At 58.5% G+C, this 11,527-nt stretch carries 10 protein-coding genes; 4 read left to right on the top strand and 6 right to left on the bottom strand.

All coding sequences use genetic code 11. From position 1 onward, the window contains the following. Positions 1-17: 17 nt before the first annotated feature. From FIU88_RS02635 to FIU88_RS02625, 3 genes are all read right to left on the bottom strand, one after another. On the bottom strand, positions 18-2,165 hold the full coding sequence (locus tag FIU88_RS02635) for a P-loop NTPase fold protein (protein ID WP_152478074.1): 2,148 nt from the start codon (positions 2,163-2,165) through the stop codon (positions 18-20). A gap of 90 nt (positions 2,166-2,255) precedes the next feature. After that, positions 2,256-4,016 carry a hypothetical protein gene (locus FIU88_RS02630; protein ID WP_152478073.1) on the bottom strand — a complete coding sequence of 587 codons (1,761 nt, stop codon included), beginning with the start codon at positions 4,014-4,016 and terminating at the stop codon, positions 2,256-2,258. A 169-nt stretch (positions 4,017-4,185) separates the two neighbouring features. Next, positions 4,186-4,530 carry a DUF427 domain-containing protein gene (locus tag FIU88_RS02625; RefSeq protein WP_152478072.1) on the bottom strand — a complete coding sequence of 115 codons (345 nt, stop codon included), beginning with the start codon at positions 4,528-4,530 and terminating at the stop codon, positions 4,186-4,188. 204 nt (positions 4,531-4,734) lie between these two features. Between FIU88_RS02625 and FIU88_RS02620 the strand changes: the two genes are divergently transcribed. Then, positions 4,735-5,391 carry a 5'-methylthioadenosine/S-adenosylhomocysteine nucleosidase gene (locus FIU88_RS02620; protein ID WP_152478071.1) on the top strand — a complete coding sequence of 219 codons (657 nt, stop codon included), beginning with the start codon at positions 4,735-4,737 and terminating at the stop codon, positions 5,389-5,391. Positions 5,392-5,423: 32 nt separating this feature from the next. On the opposite strand, the gene FIU88_RS02615 is transcribed toward FIU88_RS02620, so the two are convergent. Next, a complete protein-coding gene (locus tag FIU88_RS02615; RefSeq protein WP_152478070.1) occupies positions 5,424-5,867 on the bottom strand; it encodes a GNAT family N-acetyltransferase in 444 nt (147 codons plus the stop codon). Positions 5,868-6,054: 187 nt separating this feature from the next. Here FIU88_RS02615 and FIU88_RS02610 point away from each other — a divergent pair, with 187 nt between their 5' ends. Together FIU88_RS02610 and FIU88_RS02605 are read left to right on the top strand one after the other, a co-directional pair. Further along, positions 6,055-7,143: a nitronate monooxygenase family protein gene (locus tag FIU88_RS02610; protein ID WP_152478069.1), complete on the top strand. Its 1,089-nt coding sequence runs from the start codon at positions 6,055-6,057 to the stop codon at positions 7,141-7,143. 129 nt (positions 7,144-7,272) lie between these two features. Next, the gene (locus FIU88_RS02605; protein WP_152478068.1) at positions 7,273-8,268 is read left to right on the top strand and encodes an ion transporter; all 996 of its coding nucleotides are present in this window, start codon (positions 7,273-7,275) and stop codon (positions 8,266-8,268) included. 84 nt (positions 8,269-8,352) lie between these two features. Here FIU88_RS02605 and FIU88_RS02600 read toward each other — a convergent pair whose 3' ends face one another. Together FIU88_RS02600 and FIU88_RS02595 are read right to left on the bottom strand one after the other, a co-directional pair. Beyond that, a complete protein-coding gene (locus tag FIU88_RS02600) occupies positions 8,353-9,030 on the bottom strand; it encodes a type 1 glutamine amidotransferase domain-containing protein (RefSeq protein ID WP_016855068.1) in 678 nt (225 codons plus the stop codon). A gap of 43 nt (positions 9,031-9,073) precedes the next feature. Further along, positions 9,074-10,492 carry a coniferyl aldehyde dehydrogenase gene (locus FIU88_RS02595; protein WP_152478067.1) on the bottom strand — a complete coding sequence of 473 codons (1,419 nt, stop codon included), beginning with the start codon at positions 10,490-10,492 and terminating at the stop codon, positions 9,074-9,076. A 118-nt stretch (positions 10,493-10,610) separates the two neighbouring features. On the opposite strand from FIU88_RS02595, the gene FIU88_RS02590 reads away from it, so the two are divergent. Then, positions 10,611-11,501 (top strand): LysR family transcriptional regulator, encoded by an 891-nt coding sequence (locus FIU88_RS02590; protein WP_016855070.1) that lies wholly within the window; start codon positions 10,611-10,613, stop codon positions 11,499-11,501. Positions 11,502-11,527 lie beyond the last annotated feature (26 nt).

Below are 11,527 nucleotides of genomic sequence, written 5' to 3'. Positions count from 1 at the left end.
CTTGATTACCAATAGCATTAGAATCCTTCACCCTTAGAGGCATCATTAAGGTAGTACTTTTCTCCTGTTAAAATACTTTTATACACAGCCTTAAAGTATGCTGAAAGATTACCCCCCGAACCTTTAATCTTTTTGCCAGCAAGTTTTCTAAGCAACTGATAGTCTAATAGACCGGACAGTGATTCTTCAGAAATTTCTGCATACGGGCCATTAGTTGAATCACTACCACATCGACCTATTAGCTTCGCCACTTTCTCCAATCCCGACTCTTCACTTAGCCATCTACTAAAAACCTGCTCGGCTTTTTCTTTAGATGCACGACGAAACACAAAATAAACATGCGAAGCATGAATAGAGTCCACAAGACTCCCTTCCAGCAACTGGTACATGACCAAATCAGACCAACGATCTATATATTTCTCGCTTTTCTCTTCTGAGAGCCATTGCTCTTGCTTTAACCGCGGGTCGTCTGTCTCTATTTTTCCTAGCTGCAACAACAAGCGACGTACCACATCTGCCGTAATAGGAAGTGCTTGTCTATCTTCAAGCAACTCGAAAAGCAAAACCTCTTTATTCTCCGTTTTCTCAATAACTGAAAACGTTAACCACATTACGTTTCGATAAGGATCAAATCCGAAAAAACCATGCACCCTGTCTTCAAAAACTTTCAAATACTCGGAATCAAGAAAGACATTGTATATGGCTTTTAGGGAAAGAGTTGCGTCATCGTATTCAGCTTTATCAATATTATGATTCAGGAGCTCGAACAATCTCTCAACAAAGTCTTCCGAAATTGCTTCTCTCAAGTACTCTTCACGATCGATCGCACCGGTTAGGAATGAAACTATCTCCGTATCTGACACCAAGCCAGGTGGAACCTGATAGTGAAGAGCAGTGTATAGCCGTTTTTCTGACGCGACCCGACCACACTGATCGTAATCGGTGCCGTACATTGAATACCCTACGTCATCGAGAAGTGGAAATAACTCTTTTAGAATCCCCCTTATATATGGCGCATCCTTTTCAGGATAATTCGTAAGAATGGACTCTCGCTCTTCCTTGCTTTTTTCTATAACCTTTTCCCGGCTTTCAAAAAAAAGATCACCGCCAAACTTCTGACCGACATAAAACTCAGGAGAGGACTTTATAGACTCATATACACCGTGGCTTTTTATAGCCAAAATGGAAAGGCAGTACAAATCAGTAAAGCACACCTTACCTTCGGTCTGAGCCAGTACAAAACGCAGATGATTGAATATCCTTTTTAGCTCACGCGGGCTACGTATTATATGTTTGGCATACCGATGATACAAATAGCTCAACCTTTCTTGATCACGCTCAAAGCTATCAGTTAAAGATTTATCTGACAAATTTCTAAGTTCAATATCAGCCAAGTTTTGAAGATCACGATGAGCTATAAGAGGCAAAGGAATCCTTAACTGAACCACTTTATCTATATACTGACTTGAATTATCAATACCCTGCTTTTCAAGTGAGCTTGCAAGATATGAGGGATCGAAGGACAACAAAAAAGATGTCCCGGGAAAATCAGCTACAGCCTTTACCAATCTAATTACTTGAAAAGCCTCATCAGGTGCCAATCGGTCGATATCATCAATAACGACGACTATTGATACTCCTAGGCTCTTTAGAAGAGCATTTATCTTCTTCTTTCTTCCTAGTAGGTCAAGCTCTTTTAACTTGCTAATTTTTTTAGTAGCACCACCAACAGCTCCAAAAACTCCTTGAACAGTTGAAGCCCACGGCTCCACGCCAGGAATGAATTTCATAACGTTAAACAGTTTTGAGTACGCCAATAACTCCTTAGAGGCTCTCAGCCCTTCTTTTGGCCTATCGGGGATATTGAGCTGCGCGGAAAACTGAACCAAAAAATCTTGTACTAAAGCCTCTGCTTTTCCTGCCAGCCATGGATTGTATTCTACTATAACAGGACTATTCTCCTGTTGTGACAATGTTTTTTTAACAAGGTTGATTACTGAAGTTTTTCCATAGCCCCAATCGCCCTCAAGAGATACCGTCATGCAATCATCACCGGGAGCGACTAGAAGCACGCTCGCTAAACGCTCAGAAAACGATTTTCTACTTAAAAGATCGGGGCTCTCTTCTTCTCCGCTAATAGGCTGATCATTATGATAACTCCCCATACACTACCTTCCCTTTTCTATTTTTTCTGTATCAAAAAGCAGCGGGAAACGGGGTAGACCCCGATTATCCATTTGATGCACTTGCTATCACTACGGCGAGCAGTAAATGATTGGTATTGCATGCATATCTCGCGCTGCATGTGCAAAAGAAGAAATAATCCATAGAAGCTGGGTTATGTGACCTGGTACGCTTTGATTATTTTGGATTTTCGAGAATTCAGCTGTTATACTTGATTTTGATATAAAGGAGCAACATAAGATACATTTCCTATGAAGCTGATAATCTTTCAGAAGGTTTTCTAAGTCCCCACCAATAGATGCGGCACTTCCTTTTCTTGTTCTTGTTATTTGGGTATTTACACTGCCATTACTGTACAGATCAGAAAACTTACCATTTACTCTTTCTAATAACTGCTGATGAGTAAAAAACATATTGCCTAGGTTTTTTATCCCTTGACCCACGACATCATGCAACTTACTAGCAGATGTAGTAGGGCTTCCATGCTTAGAGTGAACAAATGAAATGCATGATTCTGAAAGATTCAAAGTGATATGATCAGCCCATTCTATTCCAAGATCATCACAAAATATGTAATCATCATTTTTATGTGCATCCTCAACGAGATAAAACATAGAGTCTACATCGAAGTTTGTATGTGTAGTAGAGAATGTACCTTTTTCTGACGTAACTCCCCCCATATTTGCCTGAGGCTGCAATATATCGAGAATGCTATTTATTTCTGAGACTCCAGATTGATCCTCAAAGCATGCCCCCATGAAATACATATACTTTGGGTCTGTGAAAGTTATACTATAGAAACCATTTTTCACTATATACTTCTGTAATGGTATGTCTTTTCCATTTTCAATAACTCGGAATTTGGTGAGCATCTTTGAACTTATTGTTAATGTTTTTTCATTTCTACGTATTTTTGAGCAGCCCTCTCTTCCTATGACTTTATCTTCGCTATCAATTTCATAAACTTTTTCCAGCTCTGAGAACAGCTTGTTTGTCACTCGCTCAGAAACAAGTATATTGCTTCCTTTCTTACTTCTATATTTCAGAGGTAAAGAATCGCTTTTTATTCTTTCATAAAGAAGTGAGCTTTCAATTAGTATTGCGTTTGGCTCACATTCAGACAAAACCTCTTGCAACTCTACTTTCTTTGCGAAAGAGTCAAGGAATTCATTCTCACTGGCTGATTCCAGTAATTGTATTTGGCTTTTTATCCAAACAGCTATATCATCAACTGATTTTCTTTGTGAAGATTCAACAACACGTCCAGTACCAGAAATTGATTTAATAGAAGAACCTTGCCTTATCTTCAAGTAGAACGGTATAGACCTCCCGGCCGCATGAGTTGATAATAGACCTTTCAGATCCGCTGCTTCATAAGATCTAGATCTTAGAGCCTTATCTGAAATAGTCATATTCCTTAACGCAAGTTTTTGATATTCCGCATTGTCTCCAAATGTTTTGCCAAGCTCACTACTACCTACTAGGCTGAAGTATTCTTTTATTTTTTCTGTTATGCTTGAGCAGCTTTTCTTTAATACAGCCAAATACCCATCAATTTCAATTAAAATAATGTATGCATGAATTTTGTCTTCAAGGGCTTCATCAATAAAGTACACTGGCCTAACTGAAGGAAATACTTTAATTGAGTATATATAGTTCAGTTCATGCTCTTCAACGCTTTTCTCTTGTCTAAAAACATCAATGATAAAGCCCGCATCTTCATCAATGTTGCTTGATGCTTCATTGAGAATATCTTCAATAACTTCATCGATTATCTCAACTTTTGGAGTGTAAAATTGGGAGTTTTTCGTGAGTTCTAATCTATCAGGCATCTCGACACCTCCTTGTAGTGGTGCTAACAGGAATTAGATAGCCGGCTCATTTATTGACTTGAACGCGCCGGCTTTATTTCCTGGGCATCGGGATTAAGCCAGAAGCCACCATCCCCTCGCGCAGCAGGCTGCGCTCCTACGAAAGCCGTAATGGAGCACTTTTGGCGTGTCATTCCACAATCTCCGTCACCTTGTCCGTATCAAACGCCAACCTCCCGGCAACCGCCTGAACCTCATCGTTAGGCCGTTCATAGCTCCAGGCCACATCGGCGATATCGGGCAGGGAGTAATAAGTGCTATCGCCCTTGAACGGGCAGTGGGTGACGGTGGAGGAAATCGACAGCTTCGCCATATCCACATCCTCTTTCGGGATGTAGTGGCGGTGTGGATAGCCTTTCTCGCGCAGTTCGATGGCGTTGCAGGTATCGGCGATCAGGGTGTCGCCAGCACGTATGCGCACGCGCCGGGAATGCGGATGCAAAGTGATACGGGATTCGGTGGAGTGATCGGCCATGGCAGTCCCTTGCTGGTTGGCTGATCACTCAGCCTAGAACGAGGGATCAAGAATGTCACCGCTTGGTGACAATTTCACTTCGGCTTTTGATCTAGATCGATCTTGCGGGAACGACCCTCTCGCTTCTCTCAAGCCCTCGCCCGCTTGGCGCCAACGCCTCTGCCCGCCATGATGGTGGCCTTTATAGCTGCGGGAGACTTGGGGATGAACCAGACACCACGCGCACCGGCGCCGCTGACCACGCTCGGCGGCCGCTCCGTGCTGTTCGTGATGGCGGCGGACGCGGAATACGGCCCGCATCTGCGGGAGCGTTTCACGCCCTTCATGACCGGCGTGGGGCCGGTGGAGGCGGCGGTGGAGCTCACCGCGGCGCTGGCGGAGCTTGCGGCGCGCGGGCAACGGCCGGACCTCGTGGTGTCGCTGGGCTCGGCGGGCAGCCGGGCGCTGGAGCAGACCGAGGTCTACCAGGCCACCTCGGTGGCCTACCGCGACATGGACGCCTCGCCGCTCGGCTTCCAGAAGGGCGTCACGCCCTTCCTCGACCTGCCGGACATCCTGCCCCTGCCGCTGCGCATTCCCGGGATTCCCGAGGCGTCGCTCTCCACCGGCGCCAACATCGTCTCGGGCGCGGCCTATGCCGCCATCGCCGCCGACATGGTGGACATGGAGAGCTACGCCTGCCTGCGCGCCTGCACCCGCTTCGGCGTGCCGCTGGTGGTGCTGCGCGGCATCTCGGACGGCAAGGCGGAGCTCAACCACGTCGACGACTGGACGGAGTATCTCCATGTGATCGACGAGAGGCTGGCCGCCGCGGTGGATAGGCTGGGCGAGGCGCTCGGCGAGAGCTTGTTACCGGGCTGAGGCGTCACCGTCGAGGCCAGGGGCGCGGCGCGTCACGGCGTGGGCACCAGCGCCATGTGCAGCAGCGGATAGGGCTTGCCCAAGCCGTCGAGCGGCGAGCGGTCGGTGACGGAAAACCCCTTGTGGCGGTAGAAGCCCAGCGCCTGCGGGTTCTGTTCGTTGACGTCCACCCGGGAGGCGTCCTGGGCGGCCACCGCGTCATCCAGCAGCAAGGCGCCGATGCCGGCGCCGCGCGCCTGGGGCGCGACGAACAGCATCTCGATCTTGCCGCCTTGCACGCCGCAGAAGCCCAGGATGTCACCGCCCTCTCCTTTGACGCAGGTCAGGTCGAGGGCGCCGAAATACTGCTCATAGATGAGCGGCTTCAGTTCCAGCAGGTCGTCTTCCCGCAGGAAGTCGTGCGTTGCCCTGACCGAGGCCTCCCAGACCTCCAGCAGCTCGCGGTAGTCTTCCTTTTCCACACTCTCGACGTACATCCCACACTCCCCTGTTTCTTGTTCCCTATCCGCCATGGCGTCGTGCGCCGCCTCGTGGCGGCCGGGTCGAGACAAGGGCCCGGCGCTCGGGCGACGTCGCGGCGGCTGGCGCGCCGATAAAAGACGCCATGCCGCCCACTGCTGTCAACCGACGCCACCGTATCCCGCACTCGTGGAGGCCATTCCCATGACATCGTTGAATCCCCTGACCGACCGGCTGGGCATCCAGCCAATCCTCCAGGCGCCCATGGCCGGCGTGGCCACGCCGGCGCTGGCGGCGGCCGTGTCGAATGCCGGCGGCCTGGGCTCGCTGGGCATCGGCGCCAGCGGCGTCGATAAGGCTAGGGCGATGATCGAGCGCACCCGGGCGCTGACGCCCCGCCCGTTCAACGTCAACGTCTTCTGCCATGCGCCCGCCGTGCGCGACCCGGCCCGGGAGGCGGCCTGGCTGTCGCACCTGGCGCCGCTGTTCCGGGCATACGATCGCGAGCCGCCGGCGGGGCTCGACGAGATCTACCGCAGCTTCGTGGAGGACGAGGCGGCCTTCGAGATGCTGCTCGAGACGCGCCCCGCCGTGGTCAGCTTTCACTTCGGCTTGCCGCCCGAGGCGCGGATACGCGCGCTGCGCGAGGCCGGCATCTACACGCTGGCGACGGCGACGAATCTGCGGGAGGCGAGAGAGATCCAGGCAGCGGGCGTCGACGCCATCGTGGCCCAGGGCGATGAGGCGGGCGGGCACCGTGGCTGCTTCGATCCGGCGGCGGACGATGAGCGGCTGAGCACCGCCGTGCTCGTTCGCCGGCTGGTCAGGGAGATGGACCTGCCGATCATCGCGGCCGGCGGCATCATGGATGGCCAGGGCATCCGCTCGGCCCTGGCGCTGGGCGCCTGCGCCGCCCAGCTGGGAACGGCCTTCCTGCTGTGCCCGGAATCGGCGGCCAACGAGGGCTACCGCGTGGCCCTCAAGAGCGAGCGCGCCGAGACGACCCGCATGACCACGGCGCTATCCGGGCGCCCGGCGCGCGGCATCCTCAATCGCCTGATGCGCCATGCCGAGGCCACGCCCGATGCCACGACCGGGGCAACGCTCAGGGTCAGGCCGCCCGCCTATCCGCTGGCGTACGACGCGGCCAAGCGGCTCAACGCGGCGGCGGCCGAGCGCGGCGATCATGACTTCGCGGCGCACTGGGCCGGACAGGGCGCGCCGCTGGCGCGCGAGCTCCCCGCCGGCGAGCTGGTGAGCCGCCTGCTTCGGGAGTGGCGAGGCGGCGCCTGACGGCACGGGCACGGCCGTTCCCCGAGTGCCCGGCGGCGGCGCCGTCGTTGGAGACGCCCGGGGTGCCGAGGAGGGATCGAGGCTTTAGGATGAGAGGCGACCCTTCGGCATCGAGCTCAAGGAGGCGCCATGCCTGCCACGCGCACGACCTCGCCCGCCCTGGAACGGGCCCACCTGGTGTGGGATCTGTTCATCATCGCGCTGGTGATCGCCAACCTGGGGCTGCTGCTGTTCGACAGCCTGTTCCTGCTGCCGCCGCTGAACGCCGCCTTCGAGGCCGTGGCCCCCGGGCTGCACGGCGCCTACGAACGGCACATCCACGCCAACTTCCTCACCGTCGACCTGGCGTTCGTCGGCATCTTCCTGCTCGACGTGCTGCTGGGCTGGGCGGTGGCCATCGCCGAGCGCCACTACCACCGCTGGTTCTTCTACCCCTTCGTGCACTGGTACGACGTGCTCGGCTGCATCCCGCTGGGCGGCTTCCGGCTGCTGCGCATCCTGCGCGTGATCTCGCTGCTGCACCGCCTGCAGCGCATGGGCCTGATCGACGTGCGCCGCTGGTACCTCTACGGCGTGGCCGCCAAGTACTACGACATCCTGCTGGAGGAGCTCACCGACCGCATCGCCATCCGCATGCTCGACAACGTGCAGCAGGAGATCCGCGCCGGCGACGGGCTCTCGGCGCCGGTGATCGAACGGGTGGTGCAGCCGCGCAAGCAGGCGCTGATCCGCGAGATCAGCCAGCGGCTGGAGGCCATGGCCGGCGACGCCTACGACCGCAACCGCGACGACACCCTGCGCTACGTGCGCGGGCTGGTCGGCCGCACCCTGGCCGAGAGCCCGGAGCTCAGGCGGCTCGCGCGCCTGCCGATGGGCGGCCCGCTGACCCGCGGGCTCGAGGCCTCGCTCTCCGACCTGGCCTGCCACCTGGTCGACGAGGCGCTGGCGGGGCTGAAGTCGTCGGAGTTCTCCGCCCTGGTGGAACACCTGGCCGAGAGCGGCTTCGATGCCTGGCTGCGCACCGACCCCGAGACCGAACGGATCACCGAGCAGGTGCTGGTGGACATGCTGGACCTGCTCAAGGAGCAGATCGCGGTGAAGGGCTGGCAGCACAAGTACCAGTGAGGCGGCGCGGCGCCGGCAAGGAAGGCGCTGGCCCGCGCCCTCGGACGCGGCCCCGGGAAAGCGCGGGGCCGCGTGGCCCCGCGGTCACCCCAGCCGCTTGAGCAGGGCCCGGGCCACGGCCTCGGAGCTGGCGGGGTTCTGGCCGGTGATCAGGCGGCCGTCCTCGACGCAGTAGGACTGCCAGTCCTCGCCCTTCTCGTAGCGGGCGCCCAGGCGCTGGAACTCGTCCTCGATCAGAAACGGCACCACCTCGGTCAGGCCGACGCCGGCTTCCTCACCGTTGGTGAAGCCGGTGACCCGGCGATCCCGGATCAGCGGGGCGCCATCGGCGGCCTTCACGTGACGCAGCACGCCCGGGGCGTGGCAGACGAAGCTGATCGGCTTGCCGGCGCGCTCGAAGGCTTCGATCAGCTCGATCGACGTGCGCGACTCGGCCAGGTCCCACAGCGGGCCATGGCCGCCCGGGTAGAACACCGCATCGAAGTCGGCCTCGTTCACCTCGTCCAGGCGCACGGTGCCGGCCAGGGCATGCTGGGCCTGCGCGTCCTCGCGGAAGCGTTCGGTGGCCGGGGTCTGGAAGTCCGGCAGTTCGCTGTTGGGGTCCAGCGGCGGCTGGCCGCCCTCGGGCGAGGCCAGCACCAGCTCGGCGCCGGCGTCACGGAATGCATAGTACGGGGCGGCGAATTCCTCGAGCCAGAAGCCGGTCTTGTGGCCGGTGTCGCCCAGCGCGTCGTGGGATGTCAGCACCATCAGGATCTTCATCGGTCACCTCTCGGTCGTGTCATTCGGCGGTCGCGCGGCAGGCTCAGCCCTCGAGCAGGGCCTTGAGCTCGGCGTACTTGTCATCATAGGGCGCGCGCAGCCGCAGGTTGCCCTGGCCTTCCTCGCTCTGCACCACCAGCGGCTTGGCGTGGGAGAAGCGGCGGAAGCCGTGCACGCCATGGTAGGCGCCGATGCCGGAGGGGCCGACGCCACCGAACGGCAGCGAATCGATGGACACGTGGGCCATCACGTCGTTGACCACCAGCGCGCCGGAGATGGTGCTCTCGGCGAAGGCCCGCTGCGCCTCGGCGTCCTCGCTGAAGTAGTAGGCCGCCAGGGGGCGCGGGTTGCCGGTGATATAGGCCACCGCCTCACGCTCCTGGTCGTAGGTGCGGATCGGCAGCAGCGGCCCGAAGATCTCCTCCTGCATGATGGCCATGTCATCCGTCGCGCCGATCACCAGGTGCGGGGCGATCTTGCGGCTGTCTTCCCGGTAGGCCGGCTCGTCCTCGGGCCCCAGGTTGACGATCTCGGCGCCCTTCTCGCGGGCATCCTCCAGCAGCGAGATCAGCCGCTGGTAGTGCCGGTCGCTGACGATGGCGGTGTAGTCGTCGTTGTGCTGGACGCTCGGGTAGCTGCGGGCGAGGAAGTCCCGGGCCAGGGCGGTGAAGTCCCGCGTCTGCTCTTCCGGCAGCAGCACGTAATCGGGCGCGATGCAGATCTGTCCGGCGTTGAAGGTCTTGCCGGTCAGGGTGCGCTCCACGGCCTTGGTCAGGTCGGCCTCGCGGGACACCAGCACCGGCGACTTGCCGCCGAGCTCCAGCGTCACGGGCACCAGGTTGTCGGCGGCGGCGCGCATCACGTGGCGGCCCACCGCGGTGCTGCCGGTGAACACCAGGTGGTCGAACGGCAGCGTGCTGAAGGCCTGGGCCACGTCGGCCTCGCCCAGCACCACGGCCAACTCCTCGGGGCCGTAGTAGCGCCCGATCAGCTCGGCCAGCAGATCGGAGGTCCTCGGCGTCAGTTCGGAGGGCTTGAGCATGGCGGTGTTGCCGGCGGCGAACACCCCGGCCAGCGGGCCGAAGGCCAGATTGATCGGGAAGTTCCAGGGGCTGATGACGCCGACCACGCCCAGCGGCTGATAGTGGATCTCGGTGGTCATGCCGGGGTCGGGGGCTTCCGCGGTCTCGGCCTGCATCCACTCGTCGACGTGGTCGATGGCGTGCTGCAGCATCTTGATGCTGCCGGCCAGGTCGGAGGAGCCGGCCTGGAAGTGGCTGCGATGGCCGAAGTCGTCACTCATCGCCTGGATCAGCGCCTCGTGGTGGTCACGGATCAGGCGGATGCCGCGCTGCAGGCGATCCTTGCGCAGCGCCGCGTCGGCGGTGCCGGCCGCGGCCTGGCGCTGCTTCATGCTGTTCAGGACCTTGAGCAGATCGTGGCGCGTGTTCTCGCTGGACATGATTCCTCCTGCCGTCGGGGCGTGGATGACGTTCGATGTCGGCATCCTAGGCCTGACGGGTGTCGGAGGGGTAACAATGCTAGGCTGCCGGGGTCATAAGAAAATTTATGGATCGGCCATGTCCCTGACCCGCATGCGCACCTTCATCGAGGTGTATCGCCAGTGCTCCATCAGCGGCGCGGCGCGAGCGCTGAATCTCACTCAGCCCGCCGTCTCGCAGCACATCGCCGGGCTCGAGGTCGCCGTCGGCCGGCCGCTGTTCGAGCGCTCGCCGACCGGCGTGACGCCGACCGCCGCCGCCGAGGCGCTGGCCATGGACATCGGCGACAAGCTGGACGCCGCCGAGGCCGCCCTGGCCTCGGCGAGGGCCCGGTCGATGGATATCTCGGGGGTGCTGCAGCTGGTCGGGCATGCCGATGTGATGGCCGAGATTCTCGGCCAGCGGCTGCTGCCGCTGCTCGAGGCGGGCGTGAGGGTGCGCCTGCATAGCGGTGGCGGCGACATGGTGACCAGCATGCTGCTGGAAGGCCACTGCGACCTGGGCATCTCGGCTCACCCGGTGGTCGACGGCCGCCTGAAGAGCGAGCCGCTCTTCACCAGCCGGGTACTGCCCGTGGCCGCGCCAGCGGTGGCGGCAAGGCTGGCGGCGTCCGACGACTTCGCCGGCGACATCCGCGAGACCCCGCTGCTGGCCTACGACCTGGAACTGTCGATGATCGAGCGCTGGCTGCAAAAGAACCGGATCGGCGCCGACGACCTGGTGCCCTACGTGGTCAACCAGGACCTGAGGGCCCAGCGTCAGCTGCTCATGCAGGGCTTCGGCTGGTCGGTGATGCCGGAGTACCTCTGCCGCCAGCAGATGGCCCGGGGCGAGCTGGCCGAGATCGCCTCCCCCGTGGGCACCCACGAGATCCACTACTACCTGGTATGGAGGCCGCAGGCCCTGCGCCAGGCGCGGGTCGCCCACGCCCGCCAGACCCTGCTGCAGCAACTGCGCCTGCCCGAGTGAGGCGCACGGGCCGGCCGTTGTCGTCA

The sequence above is a fragment of the Halomonas sp. THAF12 genome, from assembly GCF_009363675.1.
In the GTDB taxonomy this organism is placed as follows: Bacteria; Pseudomonadota; Gammaproteobacteria; order Pseudomonadales; family Halomonadaceae; genus Halomonas; species Halomonas smyrnensis.
Note: the sequence above shows the minus strand (reverse complement) of the source record. Positions and strands in the feature narration are given on the sequence as shown.